The organism is Bradyrhizobium sp. Ken51, assembly GCF_055807435.1.
In genome coordinates this window covers 324,240-339,653 of the sequence record NZ_JBVVPB010000001.1, presented here as the reverse complement: position 1 = coordinate 339,653, position 15,414 = coordinate 324,240, and the positions used below count along the sequence as shown (strand labels likewise).

Annotated in this window: 13 protein-coding genes; 6 read left to right on the top strand and 7 right to left on the bottom strand. The window is 65.4% G+C overall.

The features are described from left to right. Nucleotides 1-19: 19 nt before the first annotated feature. Nucleotides 20-3,136, top strand: a complete 3,117-nt coding sequence (locus AC0L27_RS01505) for an efflux RND transporter permease subunit (RefSeq protein WP_354206893.1) — start codon at nt 20-22, stop codon at nt 3,134-3,136. Between the two features lie 2 nt (nt 3,137-3,138). On the opposite strand, the gene AC0L27_RS01500 is transcribed toward AC0L27_RS01505, so the two are convergent. The 5 genes from AC0L27_RS01500 to AC0L27_RS01480 form a co-directional block, all read right to left on the bottom strand. Further along, nucleotides 3,139-4,101 (bottom strand): amidohydrolase family protein, encoded by a 963-nt coding sequence (locus tag AC0L27_RS01500; protein WP_354254072.1) that lies wholly within the window; start codon nt 4,099-4,101, stop codon nt 3,139-3,141. 53 nt (nt 4,102-4,154) lie between these two features. Continuing rightward, on the bottom strand, nt 4,155-4,712 hold the full coding sequence (locus tag AC0L27_RS01495; protein WP_354206889.1) for a P-loop NTPase family protein: 558 nt from the start codon (nt 4,710-4,712) through the stop codon (nt 4,155-4,157). Nucleotides 4,713-4,737: 25 nt separating this feature from the next. After that, complete coding sequence (locus tag AC0L27_RS01490) at nt 4,738-6,168, bottom strand: TolC family outer membrane protein (RefSeq protein WP_473317868.1); 1,431 nt, start codon at nt 6,166-6,168, stop codon at nt 4,738-4,740. 186 nt (nt 6,169-6,354) lie between these two features. Beyond that, complete coding sequence (locus AC0L27_RS01485; RefSeq protein ID WP_354206885.1) at nt 6,355-7,134, bottom strand: enoyl-CoA hydratase; 780 nt, start codon at nt 7,132-7,134, stop codon at nt 6,355-6,357. A gap of 136 nt (nt 7,135-7,270) precedes the next feature. Beyond that, complete coding sequence (locus AC0L27_RS01480; RefSeq protein WP_275170640.1) at nt 7,271-7,954, bottom strand: hypothetical protein; 684 nt, start codon at nt 7,952-7,954, stop codon at nt 7,271-7,273. A gap of 292 nt (nt 7,955-8,246) precedes the next feature. Between AC0L27_RS01480 and AC0L27_RS01475 the strand changes: the two genes are divergently transcribed. Next, entirely contained in the window at nt 8,247-8,792 is a 546-nt protein-coding gene (locus tag AC0L27_RS01475; RefSeq protein WP_354206883.1) for a sigma-70 family RNA polymerase sigma factor, read from the top strand. Nucleotides 8,793-8,794: 2 nt separating this feature from the next. Further along, on the top strand, nt 8,795-9,433 hold the full coding sequence (locus AC0L27_RS01470; protein WP_354206881.1) for a DUF1109 domain-containing protein: 639 nt from the start codon (nt 8,795-8,797) through the stop codon (nt 9,431-9,433). A 10-nt stretch (nt 9,434-9,443) separates the two neighbouring features. On the opposite strand, the gene AC0L27_RS01465 is transcribed toward AC0L27_RS01470, so the two are convergent. Both AC0L27_RS01465 and AC0L27_RS01460 read right to left on the bottom strand, forming a co-directional pair. Next, nucleotides 9,444-10,547, bottom strand: a complete 1,104-nt coding sequence (locus AC0L27_RS01465) for a DUF2336 domain-containing protein (protein WP_473317867.1) — start codon at nt 10,545-10,547, stop codon at nt 9,444-9,446. A gap of 63 nt (nt 10,548-10,610) precedes the next feature. After that, the gene (locus AC0L27_RS01460; protein ID WP_473317866.1) at nt 10,611-11,768 is read right to left on the bottom strand and encodes a GGDEF domain-containing protein; all 1,158 of its coding nucleotides are present in this window, start codon (nt 11,766-11,768) and stop codon (nt 10,611-10,613) included. Between the two features lie 434 nt (nt 11,769-12,202). On the opposite strand from AC0L27_RS01460, the gene AC0L27_RS01455 reads away from it, so the two are divergent. The 3 genes from AC0L27_RS01455 to AC0L27_RS01445 are packed head-to-tail and all read left to right on the top strand — an operon-like array spanning nt 12,203 to nt 15,184. After that, nucleotides 12,203-12,772: a sigma-70 family RNA polymerase sigma factor gene (locus AC0L27_RS01455; protein ID WP_354206875.1), complete on the top strand. Its 570-nt coding sequence runs from the start codon at nt 12,203-12,205 to the stop codon at nt 12,770-12,772. Beyond that, complete coding sequence (locus AC0L27_RS01450; RefSeq protein WP_275170645.1) at nt 12,769-13,464, top strand: hypothetical protein; 696 nt, start codon at nt 12,769-12,771, stop codon at nt 13,462-13,464. Before AC0L27_RS01455 ends, AC0L27_RS01450 begins: the two co-directional genes overlap by 4 nt. A 13-nt stretch (nt 13,465-13,477) precedes the next feature. Continuing rightward, the gene (locus AC0L27_RS01445; protein WP_473317865.1) at nt 13,478-15,184 is read left to right on the top strand and encodes a S8 family serine peptidase; all 1,707 of its coding nucleotides are present in this window, start codon (nt 13,478-13,480) and stop codon (nt 15,182-15,184) included. Nucleotides 15,185-15,414 lie beyond the last annotated feature (230 nt).

Genomic DNA, 15,414 nt, shown 5'->3' with positions numbered 1-15,414 from the left:
AGACAAGCTGAAGACCTGAATGGATCGCCTCGTCGCCCTTGCCGTCAACCGGCGCTTCCTGATGGTCGGGATGTTCGTCGCTGTGCTCATCGGCGGCCTGATCGCGTTCAACCAGCTCAACATCGAGGCTTATCCCGATCCGACCCCGCCGATGGTCGACATCGTGACGCAGAGTCCGGGCCTGTCGGCGGAGGAGATCGAGCGCTACATCACGATTCCGATCGAGACCCAGGTCGCGGGTCTGAAGAACCTGGCGACCATTCGCACCATCTCGCTCTACGGCCTCTCCGACGTTAAACTGCAGTTCTCCTTCGCCTACACCTATGACGAGGCGTTGCAGCAGGTCTTGAACCGCCTGGCGCAGCTCGCGCCGCTGCCCGGCAACGTGCAGCCGCAGATCTCGCCGCTCAGTCCAATTGGCGAAATCTTCCGCTACCGTCTCGTCGGCCCGCCGAACTACAGCGTGCTCGACCTCAAGACCATCCAGGACTGGATCCTCCAGCGGCGCTTCCGTTCGGTGCCGGGCGTAATCGACGTCACCGGGTGGGGCGGCAAGAGCAAGACCTACGAGCTCCAGGTCGATTTCAACAAGCTTGTCGCCAACGGCCTGACGCTGCCGCAGTTGCTCCAGGCGGTCGGCAATTCCAACGTCAATGTCGGCGGTAACACCGTCAATATCGGTCAGCAATCGGCCGTGGTGCGCGGCGTCGGCCTGATCCGCTCGATCGACGACCTCGCTAACACCATGGTCTCGCAGACCAACGGCAACCCGGTTCTGGTCAAGGACGTCGCCACCGTCACCGTCGGCCAGAAGCCACGTCTCGGCATTGCCGGCCTCGACGAGTCCGACGACATCGTGCAAGGCATCGTCCTGATGCGCCGTGGCGAGCAGAGCTCGCCAACCATCAAGCGCGTCCACCAACTCGTTCAAACCATCAACAACTCCAGCATCCTGCCGCCCGGCGTGCGTATCGAACGCATCTACGACCGCGGCGACCTGATCGACCTCACGACCCACACCGTGTTGCACAACATGGTGATCGGCATTCTGCTGATCGTGCTGCTGCAATGGATCTTTCTCGGCGATCTCCGCAGTGCGCTGATCGTCGGCGCCACCATTCCGTTCGCGCTGTTCTTCGCGGTGATCATCCTGGTGCTGCGCGGGGAATCGGCGAACCTGTTGTCGGTCGGCGCGATCGATTTCGGCCTGATCGTCGATGCCACCGTCATCATGGTGGAGGCGATCTTCCGGCGCCTGACGCAGACGACGCCGATGTCGGAATCCGAGCAGATGTCGTCCGAGACGCTTTTCGGCATGAAAAGCCACGCCATCCTCAGCGCGGCGGCCGACGTCTCCCGTTCGATCTTCTTCGCCGCGGCGATCATCATCGCGGCCTTTCTGCCGCTGTTCACGCTCTCCGGCGTCGAGGGCAACATCTTCGGGCCGATGGCCCGGACCTACGCCTACGCGCTGGCCGGCGGTCTGCTTGCGACCTTCACCGTCACTCCGGCGCTATCCGCGATCATCCTGCCCGCGCATGTCAGGGAGACCGAGACCAGGGTGATGCTGATCCTGCATCGGATCTACATGCCGGTGCTGAATTGGGCGGTTGCCAACCGCGGCATCATGCTCGGTGGCGCGTTCGGCCTCGTGCTGATGACGGTTGCGCTCAGCCGGTTGCTTGGCCTCGAATTCCTGCCGAAGCTGGAGGAGGGCAATCTCTGGATCCGCGCCACGCTGCCGCCGACCATCTCACTCCAGGAAGGCAACTCCTATGTCAACGAGATGCGCAAGCTGATCCGCGCGCGGCCTGAAGTGGAATCCGTGGTGTCGCAGCACGGCCGCCCCGATGACGGCACCGACGCCGCCGGCTTCTTCAACGCCGAGTTCTTCGCGCCGCTCAAGCCCGCCAGCCAATGGCCCGGCACCCGCGACAAGGAAGAGCTGACGGCGCAACTGCTCAAGCAGCTCGACGATCGCTTCCCCGGCGTCGAGTTCAACTTCTCGCAATATCTCCAGGACAACGTCTCCGAAGCCGTCTCCGGCGTGAAGGGCGAGAACTCGATCAAGCTGTTCGGCAGCGATCTCCAGGCGCTGACCGACACCGCCAACAAGATCAAGTCGGTGCTGGCAACCGTGCAGGGCGTCACCGACCTTGCGGTGTTCACCTCCCTCGGGCAGCCGACCATCCAGATCGACATCAACCGTGCCAAGGCCGCGCGCTACGGCCTCGCGCCGGGCGACATCAACGCCACCATCAAGGTCGCGATCGGCGGCGACACCGCGGGTGACATCTACGAGGCGGGAAGCGACCGCCACTTCCCGATCATCGTTCGTCTCGCGCCGGAATTCCGCAGGAGCGCCGAGGCGATCCAGAATTTGCGGATCGGCGCGCCCGGACCGAACGGCACCGTCACGCAGATCCCGCTGAGCGAGGTCGCCACCATCAGCCTCGTCTCGGGTGCGGCCTACATTTATCGCGAGCAGCAGGAACGCTATCTGCCGATCAAATTCTCGGTGCGTGAACGCGACCTCGGCAGCGCGATCCGCGAGGCGCAGCAGAAGATCGCCGATCAGGTGCAGCTGCCGCCCGGCGCGCACATGGATTGGGTCGGCGAATTCGGCAATCTCCAGGACGCGATCCGGCGATTGTCGATCGTGGTGCCGATCTCGCTCGCGCTGATCGGCGTCCTGCTCTGGTTCAATTTCGGCTCGATGACCGACACGCTGCTCGCCATGAGCGTGATCCCGATGGCGATCTTCGGCGGCGTGCTCGGTCTCTTGATCACCGGCACCGCCTTTAGCGTCTCGGCAGCGATCGGCTTCATCGCGCTGTTCGGCATCGCCGTGATGGACGGCATCATCATCCTGTCGCAGTTCAACCAGCTCATCGAAGAGGGCATGGACCGCATGAGCGCGGTGATACGCACCGGCGAATTGCAGCTTCGGCCGGTGCTGATGACCTGCGTCGTCGCCGGCATCGGCTTGTTGCCGGCCGCGCTGTCGGAAGGCATCGGCTCGCAGGTGCAGAAGCCGCTCGCGGTGGTCGTGGTGACAGGCATGATGCTGGCACCGATCGTGATCCTGGTGACGCTGCCGGTGCTGATCTCCTTCTTCTCCCGCCGCGCACGCTGACGTCAAAACCCGTAGAGTCGCGCCGGGTTATCGACCAGGATATTCTTGCGCACATCCGCATCCGGCGCCCACACCGGAAGCTGGTTGAGCAGGCGGCCGTCGTCGATCTGATAAAGGGGCGCGATGTCGGTGGCCTTGCGTCCCTCGACACGGCTCGAATCCGGATGCGGCCAGTCCGTGCCCCAGACGATGCGATCCGCATTCGCCGCGATCAGCGCGCGGGCATACGGCACCATGTCCTGATAATCGGGTGCGAGCTTCGACGAGCGGTAGGCGCCGGAAATCTTGACATAGGCCTTGCCGGATTTCACGAGCGCGACCAAATCGGCAAATCCCGGCTGCTCCAGCCCGAGCGAAGCATCAAGGCCGCCGAAATGGTCGAACACGACGGGGACCGGCGCCGTCTCGACGAGGTCCTTGATCGCCGAGATCATGGGGAGCGTGGTGTACAGCTGTACGTGCCAGCCGCGCGCCTTCATGCGCTCGACTGCGGCGGTGAAGCGCGGCCGGCCGACATTGGGGTCGTTAACGCCGCCGGTCGCGAGATTGAGGCGGACACCGCGAAAGCCGTCTGCTTGCATCGTGTCGAGCTGGGCCTCGGTCGTTTTGTCGTCGATCACGGCCACCCCGCGCGCGGCCGCGCCGCGCGCCTTCATGCCGAACAGGGTGGAGGAGTTATCGGTGCCATAGACGCTCGGCGTCACGATAACCACGCGCTCGATATGCAGCGCCTTGTGCAGCGCGGCCATTTCTTCGGGGCTCGCCGGCTCGGGCGTATAGACGCGTCCGGCAAAAAACGGAAATTTCTCGACGTCGCCGTGGATGTGGGTGTGACAGTCGCAGGCGTGGGCCGGGACGTCGAAATTGACCGGCGTCGCGGGCTGCGCGGCACGAGCGTGGGCTTTGTCGGACATGGCAACTCCGGCGGCAAGGGAGGCAAGCAGGATGCTGCGTCGGCTGAGCATGGTTTTCTCTCCCCGTTTTTATTATCTGGCAGTGGCGTCGCGACAGTATCACATCAGCCCGGCAGTCGCTGCGCTTCGCTGCATAGCTGCTCGACGAGGTCCGCAAGCGGGCGTGAGCCGTCGACGCGCACGACCGGGCAGGGCAGCTTCGCGAGCCACGCCTCATCTTTTGCGAGACTGCGGCCGTCGCGATCGCCGGCTTCGTAGTGCGAGGCCCAATCGACGAACGACTCCACCTCCTCATGACGCCAGCCGCCCCGTGCGACGGCATCCGCTCCGAAATGCGTAGCCTCGCGGCCACGCAGCCGCTGCAAGCGAAGCTCGCGCGGCGTCGTCACAAAGACGACGAGATCGAAGACTGGGATGAGCTCGTCGCCCCAGCCGGTGACGGTTCCGCTCAGCACCCAATCGAGCCGCGGCAGAAACATCTCGCGCATCAGCCGCAAACGCTCGGCGGCGGGGCGCGTGGTCTGGTAGGGCGGCGCGGTCGGCAGCCAGAAATAATCATCGCTGTCGTGATGCGGCAGCGCAAGCCGGCCAGCGAGCGCGCGGCCGATCGTCGTCACGCCGGAGCCTGAAGCTCCCATCAGATGGATGCGGCAGCTTTTCATCGGCAGCAAGCTAGACGATTTGAAACTACTGCCCGGACGGCGTGCGCAGGCCGTGCCAGGCGTCGCGGACCTGATGGTAGTGTACCTCGGGCAGATAGTCCGGCGTATTCAGGCTCAAGGTTTTGACGTCGAGATGGCCGACGGCGCTGAGCAGCGTGTAGGAGGCGATCACGCGGTCGCGATTGGCGCCGATCAGGCGGGCCTTGGCCTGGATCAAATCGGCCTGCGAGTTCAGCACATCCACTGTCGTGCGCTGTCCGCCGGCGGCCTCGCGCTGCACGCCCTGGAGCGCGACGGTCGCCGCCTTCACTTCGGACTCCGAGGCCGAGACCGCGACCTTGGCACCTTCATTGGCAACCCACGCGCTGACCGCCGCGGTGCGCGCCTGGTTGCGCACCTGGTCGAGCACGAGCCGGCTCTGCGCCGTGATTTCCTTGGCCTGCCGGGTCTGTGCGGCGGCCTGGCCGCCGTCGTAGATCGGCACGGTGACATTGGCGACGATCGAGGCCTGATCTTCGGCGAAGGTGCCGAGCGTCGGGTCGTTGTTGCGGCTCTTGCTGGCGCTGCCCTGGACGCTGGCGCTCGGCAGCAGCGCGCCTTCGGCGACGCGGATGTTGGTGGAGGCGACATCGACGTCGAAGCCCGCCGCCATCACCGCCGGGTGCTGGCGGATCGCCATCGTCAGCGCGTCTTCGCGGCTCTTCGGCAGATAGCGGTCGACGACTTCGGCGACCCGAAGCTGCGACGGAGCATTGCCGATCATTTGCGCGTAGATCGCTTGGCTCACCGCCAGCGCGACTTCGGCGGCGTTGAGATCGGAAAGCCCGCGGTTGAGCCGCGCCTCGGCCTGGGCGCTGTCGGTCGGCGTGACGTCGCCGGCGTTGAGGCGCCGCTGGGTGACCGAAAGCGTTTCGCGCAGGAAGGCGACGTTGGAGCGCTGCGCCTCGACCAGCGACTGGTTGGCGAGCACATTGGTATAGGCGGTGACCGCGTCGAGCAGCACGCCCTGGCCGACGTTGCGCAGCGCCTCGCGGCCCGACTGTACCTGGAGTTCAGCGGCCCGCACGTTGTTGGCGGTGCGGAAACCGTTGAACAGGGTCTGCGACACGGTGACGCCGATGATCCATGGCTTCAGATTGGCGGTCTGGATGGTGTTGTTGGGCAGCAGATTGCGGACCGATTGCAGCCCGGCGCTGAGGCTTGCCTCGATCTGTGGCCGGTAGCCGGCGAGGGCCTGCGGCACGTTCTCGTCGGTGGCGCGCTGCCGCGCACGCTCGGCATTGAGCTGCGGATTGGTCTGGTAGGCTTTGGCGAGCGCCTCCGGGAGCGCTTCCGCCCGTGCAGCGGAGGGCAGGGCGCAACAGAGCGCCACCGTGGTCCATGTCGCGAGCAGAGGAGCCACGCCCGATCGATGCCGCGTCATCACGCGACCAGCTCTGGCGGCACGCCCAATCATGTAATCCGCAAATCCCGGCTGTCCGCCCCCGCCGACGGCGGCTCTCTTAACTGTTTAACCAGCCGAGGTCTCGCAGGCAAACTGCCGCGGGGGAAACCCCCATGTATTCCGTGCTTGTTGCAGGTACATCACAGGGATTCTGCGGGAAAGCGGCAGAGCCTTACACCAGCCTGACCGCTCCCCTCCTTACCGGTTCTTGTTCACCGGTTTGCGCTTCTCGATGAACGCCGCCATGCCTTCGGAGCGGTCCTCCAGCGCGAAGGTCGCGTGGAACAGGTTGCGCTCGACGCTCATGCCCTCGGCGAGCGTGGTCTCGAAGGCGCGGTTGACCGCTTCCTTGGCCATCGCGACCGCGGGCCGCGACATCGCGGCGATCTTCTCGGCCGCGGCCATCACCTCGTCCATCAGCTTGTCGGCCGGCACGATGCGGCTGACGAGGCCGCTGCGCTCGGCTTCGGCTGCATCCATCATGCGGCCGGTGAGGCAAAGGTCCATCGCCTTGGACTTGCCGATCGCACGGGTCAGGCGCTGGGTGCCGCCGATGCCGGGGATGGTGCCGAGCGTGATTTCGGGTTGACCAAATTTGGCGGTGTCGGCGGCGATGATGAAGTCGCACATCATCGCGAGCTCGCAGCCGCCGCCCAGCGCATAGCCCGCGACTGCGGCGATCGTCGGCTTGCGGCAGCGCGCGATCCGATCGCCGCCGATCGCGGCAAAATCCTCCGAGAACATGTCGATGAAGGCTTTCGGCTGCATCTCCTTGATGTCGGCGCCGGCGGCAAATGCCTTCTCGCTGCCGGTCACGACGATGGAGCCGATGGCGTCATCCGCTTCGAGATCGTCGACTGCCGCGGCGATCTCGCGGAAGACGCCGAAGGAGAGTGCGTTGAGCAGCTTCGGCCGGTTCAGCTTGATGATGCCGACCGCGCCTTTGCTTTCGACGATGATGTGTTCGAACGTGCTCATGCTCCACCCACGCTTTTGGTTGAGCGGGCAATGTGCCCGCTCGTGCGGTGGGCTTCAAGAGGCGCCAAGGCCATCGGAGCAGGAGCGCCCGGGACACGCGGCGAGGTCCGCGTTCCGGACGGCTATCAGGCCACAATCAGGCCATGAACATGCGCGCGGCCGAGGCCAGCGTCAGCAGCGTGCCGACGCCGATGAAGATTTTTCCGATCAGGGAGCTCTGGTCCCAGGCCGAACTCTGTTGGCTGCTTGCCATCACCGGTGCCGGACGCGGCTGCGCCTCGGTTGCGGCAATCACCGCCTTCGGCGCCGGCGCGTTGTCCCGTTGCAGGGCGCGGTCGATGTCGTTGAGCTGATCGGGTGGGACGACTTGGCTCTCGGCGTTCGGGGCGGCGGTATTATCGGCCGCTGCCTGGACGTTGTCGTTGGCGCGGCCCGTCATTGCGGAAGCGGCAGCTGCTGTCGGTGTTTCGGCGGCCGCGAGCTGCGCATTGGCGTTCGCAACTTCCGGCGGCATCTGGCTCGACGCCGGCATGTCACGATTGTCGGCCTTCGCCTCGTCGGCGGTTGCCGCGGCGTCCTTCTTGTCGGCCTTGTCGTCGGATTTCTGCGCCGTCTTGGTGCTGTCGCGGTGGCGCGACGTGTGACGCCGCTGCTGCTTGCTAGGCTTGACCGCGTCGGCCTGTTTGCCTGCACTGTCCGACTTGCTGCTTGCGGCTGAACCCGGCGCCGCCTGTGCAACGCCCCCGAACAGCACGAAAAGCCCGGCCAAGAAAAACCCGGCCAGGAGAATCACGGCCGCGCGCCCGCTGGCTTTCATCATGTTGACGATCTCCCCAAATTCCGCCCGTCCCGGGACCGAACAGAGACCCTGGGGCGTGACCACAGCGGGGCAGAAAATGGGAATCTTCGGGCCACACTGGGCAAAAGCGCGGCAAACCGCTGCCGTCGCGACTGGCCACGGGGTGCGAACGGGACCGATCGGTGCTAAGAGCCGTCGCAAATCCTGACGGCCGCTTCGGTCGCGTGGCCAGGCACAGATCACGAATTCGTGATCTTGCCGCTGCCGGCGTAACAAACTGAAAGAGCGGCCGAATTGCATGGTGAGGGCGCGCGTGCGCGGACGTGAGGACGAGTGGACCGGCCTGATGCGGTCGGCCATGGCAGGCGATGACGCGGCGTATCATCGCCTGTTGAAGGCGGTCACGCCTGTGCTGCGCGCTGCCGCGAGGCGTGGCCTGGCGCGGGCCGGGCAGCCTCCCGACCAGGCTGAGGATATCGTGCAGGAGATTCTGTTGGCGGTGCATCTGAAGCGGCACACTTGGGACAGCGAAGCCCCCTTCGCCCCGTGGCTGTTTGCGATCGGCCGCAACAAGCTGATCGACATGCTGCGGCGACGGGGCAGGCGGATCTTCGTCAATATCGACGATTTCGCCGAGATCCTGCCGGGCGAGGCGCCGCAGGAGACGGCTTCGGCAGGCGAAGTCGCCAGCCAGCTCAAGACGCTGCCGCAACGCCAGCGCGACGTGTTGCAGTCGATCGCGGTCGACAGCACCTCGATCAAGGACACGGCGGTGAAATATTCGATGAGCGAGGGCGCGGTGCGGGTCGCGCTGCATCGCGGACTTGCGGCGCTGACTGCCAAACTGCGGGAGCAGTAGTCATGGATACCGATCAACTCATTCGCTCGCTCGCGGCCGACAACGCCCATCGTCCGCCGCGCGTCGGCGCGGTGCTGACCATGGCGCTGCTGGTCGCCGCGCCCCTGTCGATCCTGATCTTCGCCACTTTCCTGGGTGTGCGTCACGACGTGATGAGTGCGATGCGCAACCCGTTCTTCGACATGAAGTTCGCGGTCACGCTGTCGCTCGCGATCCCGGCGATCATCGTCAGCCTGCATCTGTCGCGTCCCGAAGCCTTGCTGCGTGGCTGGGGCTGGCTGCTGCTGCTGCCCGTCGGGCTGCTCGCGGTGGCGATCGGCAGCGAGGCGATGATGGCGCCGGCCATGCCGGTGACGATGCGATTGATGGGCAAGAATTCCAGGGTGTGCCTGTTCGCAATCCCTGCGATGTCGCTGCCGCTGCTTGCGGGGGCCTTGTTCGGCCTGCGCCACGGCGCGCCGTCGCACCCCGCGCTCGCCGGAGCGCTCGCCGGCCTGGTGTCGGCCGGGCTCGCCGCGACGCTGTACGCCTCGCACTGCACCGATGACTCACCGCTGTTCGTCGCGACCTGGTACACGCTCGCCACCGCGTTGGTGACGGCAATTGGCGCGCTGGCGGGGGCGAAGGTCCTACGCTACTAGCTCGCCCGCTTTACGCCGCCGGCGTCGCACCCTGCTGCATGCGGTGGAAGCGCAGCACCTGCTGCGCGGTCGAGCTGCGCAGCGCCTCGTAAGCGTCGCGCAGCGTCAGCATGTCGGTCTGCGAGCCGCCTGAGAGCTTCTCGCGCAGGGCGATGATGGCGCGGACGCTCGACCATTGCATGGCCGCGACCTTGGCGAGGATCATCACGCCCTCGACCCGGCTTTCGATCATCATGGTCTCGGCGGTCTCGACCGCGACGCCCGCAAGCGCCGCGAGCCCCGCATTGGTCTCGTCGAACCTGCCCTGCTCTGCGAAGGTGGCGACCTGGAGCTCGGTGAGGCGGCCGTCCTCGTGCAGCGACTTCACCAGCGCCCGTGCCCTCTCGGTCTGCCTGGTCATGGCGGCGGCGCGGATCCGCTGGGCCGCTTCCTGGACCACGCTGGACACGTCGTCCGCAAGCTCCGGATGCGCGGCCTCCAGCTTCCGGCGCACGGCCAAGGAGGCCTTCGCGACCAGCTTCAAATAATGATGGCGGGGCAGGTCAGGCCGCAGGCCGATGCAGCTGGCGAGGTCGTCGTCACGCTCGGCGCGGGTCACGAGGTCGGCGAGACTTCCCTCGGACAGTTGCGCGCCCGGATTGCTGACGGTTGATTGCACCACGTCCTCGTCGCCGCGGGTCACCAGCACGTCGCTCAGCGCTTCCGACAGCACCCGCCGCAGCGAGATCGCCTTGAGATGGGCCTGGCCCCTGGTACGCGCAATCTCGATCAGGGTCGCCTCGTCCAGCCGTTCGGATTTCGACAGCACGGGGCCGGAAACCTCGATCACCTCGTCGAGCGCGAGCGTGCGGATGATCTTCGGCGGCGCAGCCGCGATCGGTGCGAGGCGCTCGGCAAGCAGCGCCCTGGCGGATGTCTCGATCTGCTCGATCAGGCATTGGAACACGTCGTCGAACACACGAACGTGGTCGCCGGAATAATCCACCGCATTGCCCACGAAGAGATCGGTGACGCGGCGCAGCATCTCGACCCGGTGCGCAACGGTGCCGTGCGAGAGCGTGGTTTGCAATTCCTCGAGCAAATTCTCGGATGATTTTGCGGATTTGGATCTCATTGCCCTGTCCTGGAGCGGTCGGCCCGGCAGCGGCTTCTGTCGCGCCGGGAGAAAATGGATTGGTCAGCTCGTTGCAATGCGGTTGCGCCCTTGTGCCTTGGCGGAATAGAGCGCGCTGTCGGCGCGCACGAGAAAGGTATCGGCAGTATCGTTGTCGCGCAGCGTCACAACGCCCGCGGAAATGGTCACGCGCACACCTGGGGAGAATGCGCTCCAGTCCAGATCTGCGACGATGCCGCGCAGCCGATCGAGCATGCGTGACGCCGCATCGCCGTCCATCCCCGGCAGCAGCAGCAAGAATTCCTCTCCGCCGTAGCGGCCGAAGCAGTCGGCCGGGCGGATATTGGCGAAAATGGTGATCGCGAAGGTGCGCAGCACCTCGTCGCCGACGGGATGGCCATGGGCGTCGTTGATGCGCTTGAACCAGTCGAGGTCGATCAGTGCGATCGCGCAAGGCTTCGATGTCTGCCGCGATTTTTCGATCTCGGCGTCGAGAAGCCGCATGATGCAGCGGCGGTTGTAGGAGCCGGTGAGCTCGTCGAGCTCCGCCAGCTCCTCGATGCGCTGATAGGCGGCCTTCAGCTCGATGCTGCGCCGGTACAGGATCTTGCGCAGCGTGGCGCCGAACAGGCCGAGGAAGGCGCACTGGCCGATTACCAGCACGAAGCACAGCATCGAAGCGGCCCGTTGCAGCTGGGTCGCAACCGGCAGTCCGATTGGCAAGTCCGAGGCGAGGAAGACCAAGGCGAGCCCGCACGTGGCGAGACCCCAGGTGAGCATCGCCTGACTCGAGGTCATGCGAAGCGTGCCGAAGGCGAAGATCAGAAACAGCACGGCCAGGAACGCGACTCCGACTGTCGGCACCGCGAGCAGGAACAGCAGTTGCAGCGTCATATGCGCCGAGATCTGGAAGACGGTGAGGTAATGATCCTCGAACCGGTCGGCGAAGCCCGCTTCCGACAGCACGGTGAAGGTACTGATGATCAGAAGGCCGCTGAGCCAGAACAGTGACGGAACGCCCATGGAGATCACGCCGTCAAAGGCGTAGAGCAGCAGGACGGAGGCGCCGAGCGAGTAGCTCGCCACCTGGCCGACATACATCTGGCGCCGCTGCCGGATCCGGCGCGCCAGGACTTCGGGTGCCGCTGCCTCGGTCGTCAGGGCGAGATCCGCGGCCTCAGCGGCATTCCTCTCGGGAAAGGACGTCGCAGCCGTGCTCATGGTCCCGCCAATGGTGGATGTCAGCGCAAAAATCTACGTCCCAAGCCTTTAGGTTTGGTATCCTTCGAAACCGAATCCACGCTGTGCAGCGCGGCAGCGCGGGATGTCGACCGCTCCAGGAATTTGCCGGCGATTAGGCATCGTGTGCGACGCGTTCGAGCCAAAGCAGGGCTTCGGAAGACATATGTCGTGCTAGGCTGCTAAGGTTCCATGCACGTCGGACCGTCTATGCTGGGACGGCATTGCGCAGGAAAGTGCTTCATTACTATGTTACCGTTCTTGAGCGAGGCGCCCAGCCGCGGGTGGCAACAGGAAATTTCGCGTATGTGGGGTAGATCACACAGCCCCCCGTATGACTGCGGTAGGTTGAAGAATTTTACCCCTCCCGTCGAACCGTCTGCCGCATCGACCCGACCAACCTTGCGAGACGGCCTTTGAGCGTGACACAAGCGGCTTCGGACGAGATCCTGATCGCCAGGATCGCTCAAGGCGACCGGCTCGCCATGCAGGTGCTGTACGGGCGGCACCATGTCAGGGTGTATCGGTTCGGCCTCCGGCTCGTGCGGGACGAGCAGACGGCAGAAGACCTCATCAGTGAGGTATTTCTCGACGTCTGGCGTCAAGCCGGCAAGTTCGAGGGCCGATCCGCCGTTTCCACCTGGCTGCTGGCCATTACCCGATTCAAGGCCCTGTCTGCGCTCCGGCGCAGGAAGGATTTTGAGTTGGACGACGACGCCGCGAACGCGATCGAGGATACGTCCGACAATCCGGAAACGGCGGTGCAGAAGAAGGATACCAGTGAAGCGTTGCGGGAGTGTCTGACGGGCCTCTCGCCGGATCATCGGGAAATCGTCGATCTCGTCTACTACCACGAAAAATCCGTGGAAGAGGTGGCCGAAATCGTTGGCATCCCGGAGAACACTGTGAAGACGCGCTTGTTCTATGCGCGCAAGAAATTGGCCGAACTGCTGAAGGCAGCCGGCATTGAGCGAGGCTGGCCATGATGGCTTTGAGCAAGAAGATGCTGGAGCAAGAGCCCGGTGAAATTGAACTGCTGCTGCCGTGGCACGCCGCCGGCACGCTGAACCCGCGCGATGCGCGCCGCGTCGACGAGGCGCTGGCGCGCGATCCGGAGCTCGCGAAGCAATACGCCGCGATCCGCGGCGAGTATGAAGAGACCATTCATCTGAACGAGAGCCTGGGTGCTCCGTCGGCGCGCGCGATGCAAAAGCTGTTCGCAGCGATCGACGCCGAGCCGGCGCGGGCGGCCGGTTCGCTGCCGCTGTCGGCGCGCATCGCCACCTTCTTTGCGAGCCTGTCGCCGCGCACTCTGGCCTGGTCGGCGAGCCTTGGCGCCATGGCGCTCGTGCTGCAAGCCGGAATCATCGGCGCCGTGTTGACGAAGACCCAGACTGCGACCTTCCAGACTGCTTCGCTCTCGACCAGCGCTCCGCTCACACGTGACCTCGGCACGAGCGTCCCGCCGGCGCGCGCGCTGGTGCGCTTTACGCCCGAGGCGCGCGTCGCCGACATTACGGCATTGCTCGACGGCTACCAGGCTTCGATCATCGGTGATGCCAAGGGCGGCATGTTCCGCCTCCAGTTCGACAAGGCGATGAGCCAGGACGAACTCGCCTCGCTGCTCGGCAAGATGCAGCGCGAGAAGTTCGTCAACCTCGCCGTCGCGGCGCCGTAGCGCTTCCAAGCCGATGACGCGCAAGTCCGAAAATGGAGTGAGAGCCGGGGCCTGGGCTTCGTCGGTCGCAGCCGCGCTTGTGCTCGCCGCCTGTCTCGGCGTCGAGGTTGCGCAGGCGCAGGCGATCATGCGCACGCCCACGATCAGCGTCCCCTCCCGAATGCCGACCATTTCACCTGGCATCGCCGCACGCGTCAGTCCCGGTGTTGCCGCCAGAGCGGTGGCTGTCGGCCGCGGTCCAGGTCCGATCGTGACGACGAGGATTTCGGCGCGGATAGGGCCGACGCCGGTGCTGCCTTATGCGCGCTACTCCCCGAACCTCTATCCCGCCTGTACCGCGGCCTATCGCGACGCCGCCGGCGAATGCCTGGCGCAGCAGAACGCGGGCGGCGATGGCTCGAGTAAATCGGGCAAGAAGACCGCCGGGAGGGGGCGCGGCAACAACACGCCCGTCGCCGCGGACTTGCGCACCTTTGCCAACGAATTCGTTGCCGAGATCGATGCCGGGCTGTCGTCGACGCAGGCCGATGAGCTTGCGCGCCGCCATGGCCTGACCCGCGTGTCCTCCGAGAATTTTCCGCTGATCGGGGCAACGTTCGGACTGTTCCGCATCACCGACGGCCGGCCCTCCGCGACGGTGCGGCGCGAATTCGCGGCGGACGGCAGCGTGCGCTCGGTCCAGCCGAATTTCCGCTACATGCTCCAGGACCAGAAATCGTCGGTGCCGACCGAGGGAGATCCCGCGCAATATGCGCTGGCCAAGCTCAGGCTGCCGCAGGCACATGCGCTGGCGCATGGCGCCAATGTGACGGTTGCCGTCATCGACTCCGGCATCGACGTCCAACATCCGGAACTTGCCAATTCCATTGCCGACAATTTCGATGCGCTCGGCATCGCCGAGGGCCCGCACATTCACGGCACCGGAATTGCCGGCGCCATCGTGGCGCATGCCAAGCTGATGGGCAGCGCGCCCGAGGCGCGCATCATCGCCATCCGCGCCTTCGGCGGCACCACCGGCGGGGCCGAGAGCTCGTCCTACATCATCTTGCGCTCGCTGAATTATGCCGCCGAGCATGGCGCGCAGATCGTCAACATGAGCTTTGCCGGCCCCAAAGACGCGGTGATCGAGCGGGCCATCGCCGCGACCGCCGCGCGTGGCCTGGTGCTGATCGCGGCCGCCGGCAATGCCGGCGCGAAGTCCCCGCCGCTCTATCCGGCCGCCAATCCCAACGTGATCGCGGTCAGCGCGACCGACCAGCAGGACAGGCTGTTCACCGCGTCCAACCGTGGCAACTACATCGCGGTCGCGGCCCCCGGCGTCGATATCGTCCTCCCCGCGCCTGACGGCAAATACCAGATGACGTCGGGTACTTCGTTCTCGGCCGCCTATGTCTCCGGCGTCGCGGCGCTGCTGCTCGAGCGCAACTACGCCTTGAAGCCGGAAGCGCTGCGCACGACGCTGGCGAAGACGGCGCGTGACCTCGGTTCACCCGGGCGCGACGATCTCTTCGGCGATGGCGAGGCCGACGCGTTTGCCGCGGTCATGGCCGTTCCCGCCGCCGGCGCGACGCCGGTCGCAGCCGCGTCCGGTACAACAAAACGTGAAGATATCGAGAAGCGTCGCGACGGGCCTGGCATCCGCGCATTAGAGCAACCTTCGTTGTCGAGCACCGAGGATAAAGCCACGGTTTCTCAGGCGGATAGTCCGGCGACGCGATAGCGACTGCGACAACTTTGCGCGCCGCGCGAAGGTCGAAAAATCAAACGCCGCATTGAACGTTCGGCCCGCTGCCACGACCAAATTATGTGGGAGCGGTTATCCCTCCCCATAAGTCATATCAGGCGCGAGCGCCCATCCACCCCAAGCGCCCATATGGCTCGACCCGTCCGGTTGTCCCCCCGGACGGGTCTTTTCTTTTCGGACGTCCGATTCCTCGAAGCCCTGCACGA